Below are 13,804 nucleotides of genomic sequence, written 5' to 3' on the forward strand. Positions count from 1 at the left end.
GGCGCACTGTTCAGGGAAGCAGGGCGACCGTCAAGTGCTGCAACGTCACTCGCCGCCGGCAACGGTCATGCGGCCCAGCAGAATCGAGCCGGTGCGCACGTGCGATCGCGGGTCGATGTCGCTGCCCACGGCTTCGATGGTGGCGAACATCTGTTTCAGATTGCCGGCGATCGTGATGCCGTCGACCGCATGGCGGATCTCGCCGCCCTCGACCCAAAAACCCGACGCGCCGCGCGAATAGTCGCCCGTCACCGCATTGACGCCCTGCCCCATCAGCCCGGTGACCAGCAGGCCACGATCCATGTCGCGCAGCAGATCCTGCAGACCGCCGGCGTTGGCCGGAATCTCGAGGTTATGCACGCCGCCTGCGTTGCCCGTGCTCTGCAGGCCCAGCTTGCGCGCCGAGTAGCTGCCGAGCACATATCGCTGCAGGACACCGCCCTCGATCAGCGACGATTCGCGCGTGGCCACGCCCTCGGCGTCGTAGGCCGACGACTGGAATCCGCGCTCGAGAAACGGGCGCTCGAAGATGTTGAACCAGTCGGGAAACAGCTGCGTGCCGACGCTGTCGAGCAGGAAGCTCGCGCGGCGGTACAGCGCGCCGCCGGACACCGCGCCCAGCAAATGCCCGATCAGCGAGCGCGCGACCTCGGCCTGGAACAGCACCGGATAGCTGCCGGTCGCGAGCGGTCGCGGATCCAGTCGCGCCAGCGTGCGCTCGGCGGCGCGTCGACCGATCGAGGCCGGTGCGTCGAGATCGGACTCGGCAAGCGCCACGCTGTACCAGCCCTCGCGCTGCATCTGTTCGCCCTCGCCCGCGATCAGCGCGCAGCCGATGCTGTGGTGGCTGCCGCGCTCGGCGCCGATGAAGCCGTGGCTGTTGGCGTAGACGCTCAGCCCCTTCGACGTGCTGACCGAGGCGCCATCGGAATTGGCGATGCGCGGATCGGCATCGCGGCCGGCGGCCTCGCAGGCCAGTGCCAGATCCACGGCGGCATCCGCCTCCAGCACCCAGGGATGCCAGGCGTCGTATTCGTCGAAGCGGCCATCGGCACCGGGCCGCGCCATCAGTTCCGCATCGGCGAGGCCCGAGGCCTCGTCGTCCTCGGTGAAGCGCGCGATCGCGCAGGCCTGGTCGACGGTTGCGGCGAGGCTGTCCTCGCGCAGATCGGCGGTGCTGGCGGTGCCCTTGCGCTTGCCGAAGTAGACGGTGACACCGATGCCACGGTCGCGCGTGGACTCGACGGTTTCGACCTCGCCCATGCGCACGTTGACGCTGAGACCGGCATCTTCCGAGCACGAGACCTCGGCCTGGGTGGCGCCGGCGGCCCGGCAACGGTCGAGCAGGCGCTGCGACAGCGCGGCCAGTGCGTCGAGGCGGACGGCCGAATCATCGGCCGAATGAACGTCGATCAAGGCGTGGGACATGGGCAATGACTTATCCTGTTGCAATGAGAGGCATAAACGAAGATTCGGGCGAGTACCTGGGCCCCAGCCGCAAGCAGAACCGGCGCGAAGCGCTGGAAGTGCTGTCGCTGGCCGACGACCTGGCCGCGCTGTCCGAAAACCAGCTGGGCAAACTGCCCGTTCCCGAACACCTGCTGTCGCACATCGCCGAGGCGCGGCGCATCACCTCGCACATCGCGCGCAAGCGCCAGCTGGCATTCCTCGCCAAGCAGATGCGCCGCGAAAGCGACGAAACACTGGAAGCGATCCGCGACGCGATGGACGCCGGCGGCGCCGCGTCGCGCGTGGAGACCGCGCAGCTGCACCGCGCCGAAGCCTGGCGCACGCGCCTGCTCGACGATGGCGACGCCGCATTGGCGGAACTGCTCGATGCGTACCCGGAAGCCGATCGCCAGCGCCTGCGCCAACTGGTCCGCAACGCGCTGGCCGAGCGCGCAAAGAACAAACCGCCGGCCGCGTTCCGCGAGCTGTTCCGCGAACTGCGCAACGTGTTCGCGGCGGCGTCGCTGGCAGCGGGTGAAGAAGCGGCGGCTGAAGTCGAGCGCGAAAGCGACGAAGCTGCCGAACGCGGTGACGTCGACGACGCACACTGAGCGTCGTCTGCCGTCATTCCCGTGCAGACGCGAATGACGGCATCCGGCTGACGAAAGCGCGACCCGACGCGATGCCCGAGACCTGCAACAGCAACGGCAACGCCGCGAGACGCTTGCCCGCGCATGCCGGCTCTCAAGCCTGCGTGCCGCCGACGGTCAGCTGGTCGATCAGCAGATGCGGCTGGCCCACGCCGACCGGCACGCTCTGGCCGTCCTTGCCGCAGACGCCGACGCCTTCGTCGAGCGCCATGTCGTGGCCGATCATGCGCACGCGCTGCATCGTCTCCGGACCGTTGCCGATCAGCGTCGCGCCCTTGACCGGCGCGGTGATCTTCCCGTCCTCGATCAGATAGGCCTCGGTCGCCGAGAACACGTACTTGCCGTTGGTGATGTCGACCTGACCACCGCCGAAGTTCACCGCGTACAGGCCCTTCTTGACCGAGCGGATCATGTCCTGCGGATCGTCCTGCCCGGCCAGCATGTAGGTGTTGGTCATCCGCGGCATCACCAGATGCGCGAAGGATTCGCGACGGCCGTTGCCGGTCGGCGCGACGCCCATCAGGCGCGCATTGAGCGTGTCCTGCATGTAGCCGGTCAGCACGCCGTCCTCGATCAGCGTCGTGCAATGCGTCGGCGTGCCTTCGTCATCGATGTTCAGCGAGCCGCGCCGACCGGCGAGCGTGCCGTCGTCTACGATGGTCACGCCCTTCGACGCGACGCGCTGACCGATGCGGCCCGCATACGTGCTGGTGCCCTTACGCGCGAAATCGCCTTCGAGACCGTGCCCGACCGCTTCGTGCAGCAGCACGCCCGGCCAGCCGGCGCCGAGCACGACCGGCATCGTGCCGGCCGGCGCGTCGATCGCTTCGAGATTCACCAGCGCTTGGCGCAGCGCCTCGCGCGCGAAGCGTTCCGGCTTGCCGTCGCCCAGCAGTTCTTCGTAGGAGTACCGCCCGCCGTAGCCCGAGTAGCCGGATTCGCGGCGACCGTTGTGTTCCACCAGCACTTGGATGTTGAGCCGCACCAGCGGACGCACGTCGCCGGCGAGCACGCCGTCGCTGCGCGCCACCAACACGGTGTCGACGCCGCCCGACAGGCTGACCATCACCTGCTGCACGCGCGGATCGGCGGCGCGCAGCAGACGATCGACGCGACGCAGCGCTTCGACCTTCGCCTCGCTGCCGAGCGCGTCGATCTGGTCCTGGGCGGGATACAGATCGTGTGCGCGGGTGCGCGCCAGCGCGAGCGGTGCATGCGCGCGGCCATCGCGGGCGATCGCACGCGCCGACTGCGCCGCGCCCAGGAGCGCGACCGCATCGATGTCGTCTGAATAGGCGAAGCCGGTCTTCTCGCCGCTGATCGCGCGGACGCCGACGCCCTGCTCGATCGCATGCGAACCACTCTTGACAATGCCGTCCTCGACCGCCCAGCTCTCGCGGCGCGAGTGCTGGAAATACAGGTCACCGAAATCGATGCCGGGACCGAGCAACGCGGAGAACGCGCGGTCGAGGCCGGAAGTGTCGAGGCCGGCGGGCAACAGCAGGCGGGATTCGGCCAGCGCGAGCGCGCCGCCGGTGGAAACTGGAGATTCGGACATCCGACAAGTGTGGGGGCAAAGCCGCCGATGGCAAGCCGAAACTGAACCTGCACAGGCGCCGGTCAGTCGGCCGATTGCGGTCCCGTGCCCGCGCCCCGCGCGGGTTGTGCCGCGTCACGGCGCTCCACGACGTCCACCTTCGGATCCTGCCACGGGCCACTGACGTGATAGTTGCGCGCGCCGATTTCGGCCAGTGGTTTGCGCAGCACCGCGTTCGCGACCGCGCCGACGGCGGCGCCGACCGGGCCCAGCGTCAGTGCACCGACCGCCGGCAGCAGGTTGCCGGTCTTGGGCAGCACTTCGATGTCCTGGTCGTGCGTGCGCGCGGCAAGATCGGCGCTGCCGCGGATGCGGATTTCTGCGGCCGGCCCGTCAATGACGACGTTGTCGCCACGCGCGGTGCCGTTGCCGAAGCGGATGTCACCAGCGATGCGGTTGAAGCCGAAGCCCTTGCTGAAGAAATCGCGGAAATCGAACATCAGGCGCCGCGGCAGTTCGGCAACGCTGAGCAGGCCCAGCACACGTCCCGCGCCGGGCTCCACTTCGACCAGTTGGCCATCGCGCAGCGCAATCTTCATCGAACCTTCGAGCTGCGCCACCTGGAACGCATTCGGTGCGCCCGGCCACGCGGCGTCGAAATCCACGCGTCCCTGCCCGCCGACGATGCTGCCGGCGAAGCCCAGGCCCGACGCGAGCCGGCCGAAATTGTCGCTTTCCACATCGGCCTGGAGCGCGGTGCGCGCCGCCGTGCCGCGCCCGGTCCAGCGCCCGCTCACGTCGATGCGATGGTCCGGCGCGCGGACCTGCAGGCGATCGACCGCCAGACCGCCGGGAATGCGACGCGAGGCCGCGTCCACGCGGCCCAGCACGACGGTGCCGTAGCGCAGGTCGTCGATCGCGAGCTGGATCGGCGGCACCGATGCGGGATCGAGCGCGTCGTCGACCGGTGTCGATGCAGGCACACGCGCGATCAACGGTGCAGTCGGCGCCGCAACCGCCACGGCGTCCGGCTTGGGCGCAGGCGCCGGCCAGTGCAGGCGTTGCAGGGCGATCGCGATCGGCGCGCCATCGGTATCGGGAATCCGCACGTCGCCGGCCAGGGCGGCACCGTCGAGGCGCAGGTCGGTGCCCGCGTCGCGACGCGCAGCAGTGATGCGGGTCTGGCCGAGACGACCGCCGGCCAGTCGCAGATCAGCCGTGGTCACGTCGACCTGCTGCAGCGCGAGCCCGTCGCCATCACCACCCGCGCCCATCAGACCAATCCAGTCGAGCACGTCGACCACCGGCGTGCGGCCGAAGACGACGATGCCTGCAGCCGGCGCCGCGTTGTCGACGCGCGCCTGTCCCATGTCGACGCGGATACCCGCGCGCGCGCCGCTGGTACGCGCCCGCAGCGCGAGGCGATTGCCGAAGCCGACCCGCACATCGCCGGTACCGAAGGGCAGCGGCGCTTCGATGGTCGTGCGCAGCGCGCGCGCGGCGGGTTTGTCGAGCGGCGCCGGCAGCCGCAACGTTGTGCCGACGAGATCGGAACGCAGCAACAGGCGTGCGGCCGGTGCACCGGCGGCCGCGGGCGCGTTGGGCACCGCGACCTGCACCTGCCATGGCGCGCGGCCGCCGACATGCGGGCGCAGCCAAGCGAGATCGGGCGCGCGCGCCAGCAACGCGTTCGCATCGAGCGGCATGTCGAGTTCGCCTTCGAACGCGTTGCTGCGCTGGCGCACGTGACCGGTGCCTGCGCGCAACGCGAGCGTGCCGGCCTGTCCATCCTGATGGGCCTCCAGCGCGTCGGCATAAAACCCCGTCTGGTCGAAGGCCACCGAACCACGCACGTGGTCGAACGCGAGGTCGAAACGCGATTCGCGCATCGCGACGCCTTCCAGCTTCACTTCACCAGCGAGGCGCATCGGCGCGCCATGACCCACCACCACAGACACTGCGACGTCCGCCGGGCCTGCGACATCGAGCGCATCGAGCGTCTCCGCATGCGCGGTCTGGAACGGGCTCTGCCGCAGCAGCGCGAGCAGCTGCCCGGCATCGGCGTGCGCGGTGGCGGCGACCTCGACCGGGGTCTGCCCGTAGTCGCGGATCCCGGCGACCACATCGCGCAACGGCACGCCGACCAGTTCGCCGGTCGAGTCGTCGAGCCGGAAGCCGTCGTTGATGAAACGGATATGGCCACCGAGCCGCGTGATCGCCGGCCAGTCGTCCTGGAAACGGACCGTCGCATCGGCGATGTCGCCTTCGGCGAAGAACACGCCGCGTCGGTCCTTGCCGTTCTCGACACCGAACGGCCAGTCGTCGAGATCACCGGCGACGATGCCACGACCGTTTCGCACCGTGCCCGCGACCAGCGCCCTGTCCAACCACGTGCGTGCGGCGACCGGCATCCGGTTCCGCACCCAGAATTTCTTCGCGACCGGAATCTGCGCCGCGTCGACATCCGCGGCCAGATCGAGCCGCGGCCGCGTGCCGTCGCCATCGAACGACAGGCCACCGCGCGCATCGGCCGCGTAGCCATCGCCTTCCACGCGCAGGCCCGGGGTCTGGACGCGCCATGCGCCGCCATCGCGCCAACCGGCGATCTCGCCGTCGAGCCGCAGCGGGTGCGGCACGCCGAAACCGGACGGCCATTCGAACACCGGACGCGCGTCGGGATCAGGGCGGAACACGACGCCCTGACCGTCGCCGATCAAGGTGCCGCCGAGACCTTGCAGACCGGGACGATCGGCCGCCGGCGAGAATCCGAAATCCTCGATCCGCGCCGAGACGCGCACCGGACCGCCTGCACGCGCGGCGAAGGCGACATCGGACAGCACCGCGTGCGGCGCCGCCGCCTGCAGCCAGGCGCGCAGCGACGGCGACACGCCATCGCCGAGCGCGGCCAGCGCGATCAGCGGCGCCACCTCGACGCGTCCGGCGTGCATCGCCCACTGCTGCCCGCCGGCGAGGACCAGACCGTCGAGTACCTGTTCGCGGCCCTGCTGCGTGATCCGCAGCGTCGGCGCATCGAGACGCCAGTCGCCATCGGTATGGGTCCAGTGCAGACGCGCGGTGGCGCCCTCGAACGCGACCGTGGGCGCATCGCCTGCAGCCCGTGCCACATCGCCGGCGCGTTGCAGCGACAGCGTATCGAGCGCCACGTCGCCGGTGATCGCTTCGACCTTGCGTGCGCGCAGGTCGATCCAGGCGGTCACGCGGCCATGGCCTTCGCGGATCGCCATGCCGCTGGGCGCGAGCAAAGGCGACCACAGCTGCAGATCGTTGCGCGGCATCGCGACGTAGGCGCGGCCATCGCCCTGCGCGCGCAGCAGTTCGAGGCGCAAATCCAGCGGCGCGGCATCCGTATCGACCCACGCGCGCGCCGCGGCCCGGACACGTCGGCGATCGACCTGCATGCGCAGGTCCACGCGCGGCAGCGTGTGCGCGATCGACAGCGACGGTGCATCGATCGTCAGCCGCGCATCGACGACCTGCAGCTCGCCCAGGCCCTGCAACGCATCGAGCGGATCGTCTTCGGCATGAGCGGCGCCCGGCAGGCCGCGCACCTGCCAGCTGCCGTCGTCATTCCGCTGCAGCGTCAACGCGATCCCGTGCAGCCGCAATTCGGTCAAGGACCGGCCGGGCAGCAGACCCGAATACTGCGCGACCTGGATTTCAGCCGTGCCGATCGGCACCGCGGCAGCAGGATCGCCGATGCGCAGCCCGGTCACGCGCAGCAGCGGTCCCCGTCGTGTCCAGGTCGCATCGAGCGTGTCGAACGCGACCGGGCGACCGGCCCGCGCGCTGAGCCACGACGCGACCGTCTGCGGATTGCGCTCCAGCCAGGGCAGCGCGAACTGCGCGGCAACCACCGCGACCAGCGCCATCGTCACCAGCACCGCAGCCGCGAGATACCACGCGCTGCGCCGCACGCGGTGCAGGCGCGTCGCCCAGACGCCGGTCATGCCTGTGCCCACCCGGCGTGCGCGGGAGGCGCGGTCCGCCTGCGATGGCGCTCAGAGCAACACAACGTCGAACTGTTCCTGCAGGTACTGGTCGTCCGACTGGAAGCGGATCGACTTGCCGAGGAACTCCTCCAGCTCGACAACTGCGGCCGACTCCTCGTCGGTGATCGTCGACACGACCTTCGGCGATGCGATCACCAGCAGGCGATCGGCCTCGAACTGGCGTACCGCGCGCACGATCTCGCGAAAGATCTCGTAGGTCACGGTTTCGATCGTCTTGACGATGCCGCGTCCGTTGCAGGCCGTGCAGGCCTCGCCAAGCTGGCGCTCCAGGCTTTCGACGGTGCGCTTGCGGGTCATCTCGACCAGCCCCAGCGGCGAGAAGTCGTACACCGTGGTCTTGGCGTGATCCTTGGACAGCGACTTTTCCAGCGTCCGCAATACCTGCCGCTTGTGCTCGGCGTCCACCATGTCGATGAAGTCGATGACGATGATGCCGCCGAGATTGCGCAACCGCAGCTGGCGCGCGACCGCCTGCGCCGCTTCGAGATTCGTGCGGAACACGGTTTCCTCGAGATTGCGCTGGCCGAGGAATGAGCCGGTGTTGACGTCGACCGTGGTCATCGCCTCGGTCTGGTCGATGACCAGATAGCCGCCGGATTTGAGCGGTACGTCCTTCTTCAACGCACGCTGGATCTCGTCCTCGACGCCGTACAGATCGAAGATCGGTCGCGCGCCGGTGTAGCACTCGATGCGGTCGACGAGACGCGCCTGCTCGGCCGGACCCGGCGCCGGCAGGTACTGCGCGGCGAAGATGCAGAGCTTCTCGTAGGTGTCGCGCGAATCGACCTTGACCTTGTCGACATCGCGGCGCATCAGGTCCCGCACCGCGCGCATCGGCAGCGTCAGATCCTCGTAGACCCGTGCGCCCACGCGTGAATCGCCGGTGGTGTGTTCGATCAGCGCCCAGGCGCGCTGGAGATAGGCGATGTCCTCGGCCAGCGCTTCGGCACTCTGGCCTTCGGCGTTGGTGCGCACGATGTAGCCGTGGCCGCCGGTCGCCGCGGCGAGTTCGGAGACCAGCGTCTTCAGTCGCGTGCGCTCGACGTCATCCTCGATACGCGCCGACACGCCGACCACGCGCGACTGCGGCAGCAGCACGAGGTAACGCGAGGGAATGCTGATCTGCGTGGTCAGGCGCGCGCCCTTGGTACCGATCGGATCCTTGACCACCTGCACCACGATGTCCTGCCCGTCGCGCAGCAGTTCGGTGACCGGCAGTGTCGGCGCCGTCGACGGAAACAGGCTGTCGCCGCCCTCGCCATCGTTGCCGGTCTGCGGCGGCCGCATGACGTCGTTGGCGTGCAGGAACGCGGCGCGCTCCAGCCCGATATCGACGAACGCCGCCTGCATGCCCGGCATGACCCGCTGCACCTTGCCCTTGTAGATGTTGCCGACCACGCCGCGACGCCAGCCGCGTTCGATGTGCAGCTCCTGCAACATGCCGTTTTCGACCACCGCCACGCGGGTCTCGCGCGGGGTCACGTTGATCAGGATCTCTTCGGACATGTCCGGGTCACGCCTTGTGGTCGTGGATGGCGAAGGGCTGCGGCTGCAGTCCGAACGACCGCAGCAGCGCCGCGGTCTGTTGAAGCGGCAACCCGATCACGCCGGAGTGGCTGCCGGCCATGCGCGTGACGAACAGTTCCGCGCCGCCCTGGATCGCGTACGCGCCGGCCTTGCCGTGCGGCTCGCCGCTGGCGACGTAGGTCGCGATGGTGTCTGCGTCGAGCGTGTCGAAGGTGACCTCGGTGACGACGGTCGCCTCGGCCTGTCGGCCGGCGGCCACCAGCACCACGGCCGAAATCACCTGATGCGTGCGGCCCGACAGCGCCTGCAACATGCGGATCGCGTGGGCATCGTCGCGTGGCTTGCCGAACACGACGCCGTCCAGCACCACTTCGGTATCGGCGCCGAGCACGATGGCGTCCCCCGGCTCACCCCATTCCGCGAGCGCCCGCAGCCCGGCACGCGCCTTGTCGGCGGCGACGCGCAATACATACTCGGAGGCGGATTCGCCGCGGTCCTGAACTTCGGGCACATCGACATCGACCCGCCCGAAGGGCAGGCCGAGACGGGCCAGAAGATCGCGACGGCGGGGGGATTGCGAAGCCAGATGCAACATCCGGGAAGGATACCGTGCGGGCGATGTCCGACCGCCCGCTGAACCCGCGCAACCCCGGTCCGGCTCACGGGCCGTTCACCGGTACGTGACGACCCTTGTTCATCTCAATGGAGCCTCGAATGCACCTGATCCCCCGCCCCCTGCTGCTCGCCTGCGGCCTCGCCCTCGGAACCCTGTCGATGACTGCCAGCGCCCAGCCCGCCACGCACCACGCCGCGCCCAGCGATGGCACGCTGCTGTCGATCTCGGCGCAGGCAGAGGCCAGCCGGGCGCCCGATATCGCGACCCTTTCGACCGGCGTGGTGACCCAGGCCGCCGACGCCAATGCCGCGATGCGCGCCAACGCCGAGCAGATGTCCAAGCTGATGGGCGCGATCAAGGCCGCCGGCATCGCCGAACGCGACGTGCAGACCTCGGGCATCAACCTCAGCCCGCAATACCGCTACGAAGAAAACCAGCCGCCGACCATCACCGGCTACCAGGCCAACAACACCGTCAACCTCAAGGTCCGCGACATCGGCAAGCTGGGCGAGGTGCTCGATGCGCTGGTCGCCAGTGGCGCCAACCAGATCAACGGCCCCACGTTCGAGATCGAAGACGCGGAAGGCGTGCAGGATCTGGCGCGCGGCGAGGCGCTGAAGAAGGCGCAGGCCCGCGCCGAGGTGTATGCAGCGTCGCTGGGCATGCGCGTGCGCCGCATCGTCAGCATCAGCGAGGGCGGTGGCTTCCAGGCGCCGCGTCCGATGATGGCGATGCGTGCGATGGCCGACAGCGCGCCGCCGACTCCGATTTCACCCGGCGAAACCACGCTGTCCGCCAATCTCGACGTCGTTTTCGAACTGGGACGTTGACATGAGCCAGAACAGGACCACCCCCGAACCGCCGACCAGGCCCGGACAGAATCCCGGTTATCCGGAGAAGAACCCGACCGACAAGGGCGATGCCCAGCAGCCGGCAGACACCGGCGAACACAACCCGGACGACGGCGGCCTCGACCGCGAGCCGGAGAGCATGCCGCAGGATTGAATCTCCGCAATCGACTGCATCGACAGGGCCCGCCATGTGCGGGCCCTGTCGTATGCGGATGTGGATGGTGGAGCAATTGCCTCGCGGGATGGGTAAAGCGCCGCAAAACCCATCACCTGTGGTCTCAGCCGCAACGCACCGCCAATCCCGCGCTTGCATCCGTTCGTCGGGAGGGTCTTGTCGACATGCCGCAATCAGCGCAGGTTCGAGGCGAACGATGCGACGGCGCGGCTGGCCTTCGACCCCATTGGCACCGCTGCCACGTTGACGCTTCCACGGGCCATCCGGCCCGCACACAGGAGGTGGTGCATGGTGCTGCAGCCCATTGGTCCCCGCATGCGCGGACCCGTCCAGGAACCGTCGCGTCCCGATGCCGTGCGCATCGTCGGACTCAGCGGCACCCTCGCCCTCAACGCCATGTTGTTCATGGTCCTGCTGGTGCCGGCCAGTCGCGACGCGCTCGATGACGCCCTGCCGGAGCGCAAGCAGGAGTTCGAGTGGATCACCCCGCCCGCGCCGAAACCCGAACGACCGCCCGAGCGTGTCGAGGTGGTGCAACCGCGCAGCGCGCCGTCGCCGGTCGTGCCGCAGCAGACGGTGCCGCGGACCGTACCGGTCGATGCCGCCGTCGTCGTCGATGCCGGCACCCTGCTCGCGCTACCGACCGTCCAAGGCCCGCCAGTCGACGTCGCGCCAACCGTGATCGATACCACGCAGATGTTCGGCATCGCCCTGCAGTACGCGAGCGCACCCGCGCCCGACTATCCGCGTGCGGCGCTGACCGCGGGTGTGGAGGGCGTGGTGTTGCTGGAAGTCCACGTCGGCACCGACGGTCGCCCGATGGACGTGCGCATCCACCGCAGCAGCGGTAACCGCGACCTCGATCGTGCTGCCCTTCGCCATGTGCAGCGGATGTGGACGTTCCAGCCGGCGATGCGTGACGGCGTGCCGGTGGAGGCGATCGGGCTGGTGCCGATCGCGTTCAATCTGTCGAAGGGGTGATGGAGGTGCTGCTGTCCCGTCATCCTGTGGATTGGATGGCGGGCGGCGTTGTTCTTCGCACAGCCGACCTGGTCAGCAGGGGCTTGAAGCTCCTCCCCGTCATTCCGGCGGAAGCCGGAATCCAGGGTCTTGGCTATTCGCCAGTTGCCGAGCACACACGGAAGCACCTCACGACAGCCCGAATGATCGGTCCAGCGCCTTCGTTTTTCTGCCGCCCTTGCCGAAGTGCAGAAGGCACTGGATTCCGGCTTTCGCCGGAATGACGGGAGAGCTTTTCTGGGACGCCGACGCGTCGCGAGAATCAGCAAACCTGATGAAGACATCGCGCATCGACGCGCTCGAAGCTGGATCAATCGACAACCGCTACCCCGTCCTACGCCCGGTGATACGGATGATTGGCCAGCATCGCTGCGGCGCGATAGACCTGCTCTGCCAGCACCAGGCGCACCAGCATGTGCGGCAGCGTCAGCGGGCCGAGTGACCAGCGCTCGTCGGCGCGGGCCAGGACATCCGGGGCATGGCCTTCCGGCCCGCCGATGAGAAACGCGAGATCACGGCCCTGCATGCGCCAGTGTTCGAGCCGCTGGGCGAGGTCTTCCGAAGAATGCAGGCGGCCGCGACCATCGAGCGCGACCACCAGCGCGTCGCGTGGGACGGCGGCGAGCACGCGCGCGCCTTCGTCAGACATCGCGCGCACGGTGTCACGGCCCTTGCCGCGCAGGCCGGGCTCGACTTCGATCAGATCCAGCGGCAGCCAGTGCGACAGCCGCTTGCGGTACTCGGCGAAGCCCTCGGCCACCCAGGCGGGGGCGCGTTCGCCGACGGCGATCAGTTTCGCCTTCATGTCGCCGGTTGTCCCGACACAGGTGCCGGGACGCCGCGATCAGGCATCGCGACGCGGGCCGCGCGCGTCCTCCGGCGGCTGATCGCCGACGGTCCACAGACGCTCGAGCGCATAGAACTCGCGCACGCGCGGCAACATCACGTGGACGACGACATCGCCCAGGTCGACGAGCACCCACTCGGCTTCGCGCTCGCCTTCGACGCCCAGCGGCTGGCAACCCAGCTTTTTGGCGTGCTTGACGACTTCGTCGGCGATCGACTTGACGTGGCGGCTGGACGTGCCCGACGCGATGACCATGAAATCGCAGACGCTGCTGCGGCCACGCACGTCGATGTCGATGACGTCGACGGCCTTGATTTCTGCGACGGCCGCGCGGGCCACTTCGAGCAGCGCATCCGGGGACGGCGGCGGCTCGGGCAGGCGGGTCTTGATGACGTGTGCGGGATTGGACAAAGGTCTGGCTCGGAAAGTGCGGCGGAAATTATAGCGGAGCGCGGGCCGCCGCCCCGTACAACCCCTTCTCGCGGATGAATGCGGCCACAGCTGGCGGCAGCTCGTCGGTGGTCGAGGCGCCTGCCGCGAGTCGCGCGCGGATCGCGGTTGCCGAGACATGCGACAGCGGCTGATGCAGCCGCAGCACCCGTCCTGCGGGCTGCGATTGCAGATCCGAGGCCTCGCGGGTCCAGCGATCCTGCAGCGCATCTGCAAGCTCGGCCGGCAATTCCGCGTCGAGCGCACTGCCCGGCCGTTCGGCCACCACCAGATGCGCGAGCCCGAACAGATCGCGCCAGCGGTGCCAGTCCGGCAGCCTGAGCAGGCTGTCGGCGCCGACCAGCCAGGCCAGCGGCGTCGACGGACCGAGTTCGCTGCGCAGCTCGGCGAGTGTGTCGACGGTGTAACTGCGGCCGTGGCGTTCCAGTTCGCGGCGATCGAGCGCGAGGCCCGGCACGCCGTCGATCGCCAGCGCCACCATCGCCGCGCGCGTCGCGCCGTCGGCGCCGGGTGGTGCGCGATGTGGCGGATCGCCTGCCGGCATCAGATGGACCGTGCACGCCAGCGCATCGCGCGCGGCGCAGGCGATCGCCAGATGTCCGTTGTGGATCGGATCGAAGGTGCCGCCGTAGACGAGGTGCAGCGACATCG

The 13,804-nt window shown here is 69.1% G+C and carries 13 protein-coding genes; 4 read left to right on the forward strand and 9 right to left on the reverse strand.

Going from position 1 to position 13,804, the window contains the following annotated elements:
• Window positions 1–45: 45 nt before the first annotated feature.
• Window positions 46–1,428 (reverse strand): metalloprotease PmbA, encoded by a 1,383-nt coding sequence (gene pmbA / locus ACZ9YD_RS00370; protein ID WP_465073149.1) that lies wholly within the window; start codon window positions 1,426–1,428, stop codon window positions 46–48.
• Window positions 1,429–1,451: 23 nt separating this feature from the next.
• On the opposite strand from pmbA, the gene yjgA reads away from it, so the two are divergent.
• Window positions 1,452–2,060: a ribosome biogenesis factor YjgA gene (gene yjgA, locus ACZ9YD_RS00375; protein WP_465073150.1), complete on the forward strand. Its 609-nt coding sequence runs from the start codon at window positions 1,452–1,454 to the stop codon at window positions 2,058–2,060.
• Between the two features lie 133 nt (window positions 2,061–2,193).
• Here the strand turns inward: yjgA and tldD are convergent, their stop codons facing one another.
• The 4 genes from tldD to ACZ9YD_RS00395 form a co-directional block, all read right to left on the reverse strand.
• Window positions 2,194–3,657, reverse strand: a complete 1,464-nt coding sequence (gene tldD, locus ACZ9YD_RS00380; protein WP_465073151.1) for a metalloprotease TldD — start codon at window positions 3,655–3,657, stop codon at window positions 2,194–2,196.
• A gap of 62 nt (window positions 3,658–3,719) precedes the next feature.
• The gene (locus tag ACZ9YD_RS00385) at window positions 3,720–7,604 is read right to left on the reverse strand and encodes a YhdP family protein (protein ID WP_465073152.1); all 3,885 of its coding nucleotides are present in this window, start codon (window positions 7,602–7,604) and stop codon (window positions 3,720–3,722) included.
• Between the two features lie 51 nt (window positions 7,605–7,655).
• The gene (gene rng, locus ACZ9YD_RS00390) at window positions 7,656–9,173 is read right to left on the reverse strand and encodes a ribonuclease G (protein ID WP_465073153.1); all 1,518 of its coding nucleotides are present in this window, start codon (window positions 9,171–9,173) and stop codon (window positions 7,656–7,658) included.
• Window positions 9,174–9,180: 7 nt separating this feature from the next.
• Window positions 9,181–9,789, reverse strand: a complete 609-nt coding sequence (locus ACZ9YD_RS00395) for a Maf family protein (RefSeq protein ID WP_465073154.1) — start codon at window positions 9,787–9,789, stop codon at window positions 9,181–9,183.
• 119 nt (window positions 9,790–9,908) lie between these two features.
• On the opposite strand from ACZ9YD_RS00395, the gene ACZ9YD_RS00400 reads away from it, so the two are divergent.
• The 3 genes from ACZ9YD_RS00400 (at window position 9,909) to ACZ9YD_RS00410 (ending at window position 11,817) form a co-directional block, all read left to right on the forward strand.
• A complete protein-coding gene (locus ACZ9YD_RS00400) occupies window positions 9,909–10,640 on the forward strand; it encodes an SIMPL domain-containing protein (protein WP_465073155.1) in 732 nt (243 codons plus the stop codon).
• Between the two features lies 1 nt (window position 10,641).
• Entirely contained in the window at window positions 10,642–10,815 is a 174-nt protein-coding gene (locus ACZ9YD_RS00405) for a hypothetical protein (protein ID WP_465073156.1), read from the forward strand.
• Between the two features lie 336 nt (window positions 10,816–11,151).
• Window positions 11,152–11,817, forward strand: a complete 666-nt coding sequence (locus ACZ9YD_RS00410) for an energy transducer TonB (protein WP_465073157.1) — start codon at window positions 11,152–11,154, stop codon at window positions 11,815–11,817.
• 168 nt (window positions 11,818–11,985) lie between these two features.
• Here ACZ9YD_RS00410 and ACZ9YD_RS00415 read toward each other — a convergent pair whose 3' ends face one another.
• Genes ACZ9YD_RS00415 through nadD form a run of 4 tightly spaced genes read right to left on the reverse strand, consistent with a single transcriptional unit; the run spans window position 11,986 to window position 13,802 of the window.
• On the reverse strand, window positions 11,986–12,147 hold the full coding sequence (locus ACZ9YD_RS00415; RefSeq protein ID WP_465073158.1) for a hypothetical protein: 162 nt from the start codon (window positions 12,145–12,147) through the stop codon (window positions 11,986–11,988).
• Window positions 12,148–12,190: 43 nt separating this feature from the next.
• The gene (rlmH, locus tag ACZ9YD_RS00420; protein ID WP_465073159.1) at window positions 12,191–12,661 is read right to left on the reverse strand and encodes a 23S rRNA (pseudouridine(1915)-N(3))-methyltransferase RlmH; all 471 of its coding nucleotides are present in this window, start codon (window positions 12,659–12,661) and stop codon (window positions 12,191–12,193) included.
• Between the two features lie 39 nt (window positions 12,662–12,700).
• Window positions 12,701–13,114: a ribosome silencing factor gene (gene rsfS / locus ACZ9YD_RS00425; RefSeq protein WP_465073160.1), complete on the reverse strand. Its 414-nt coding sequence runs from the start codon at window positions 13,112–13,114 to the stop codon at window positions 12,701–12,703.
• 28 nt (window positions 13,115–13,142) lie between these two features.
• Window positions 13,143–13,802 carry a nicotinate-nucleotide adenylyltransferase gene (gene nadD / locus ACZ9YD_RS00430; RefSeq protein ID WP_465073161.1) on the reverse strand — a complete coding sequence of 220 codons (660 nt, stop codon included), beginning with the start codon at window positions 13,800–13,802 and terminating at the stop codon, window positions 13,143–13,145.
• Between the last annotated feature and the right edge of the window lie 2 nt (window positions 13,803–13,804).

The sequence above is a fragment of the Luteimonas sp. AC640a genome (genome assembly GCF_979256585.1).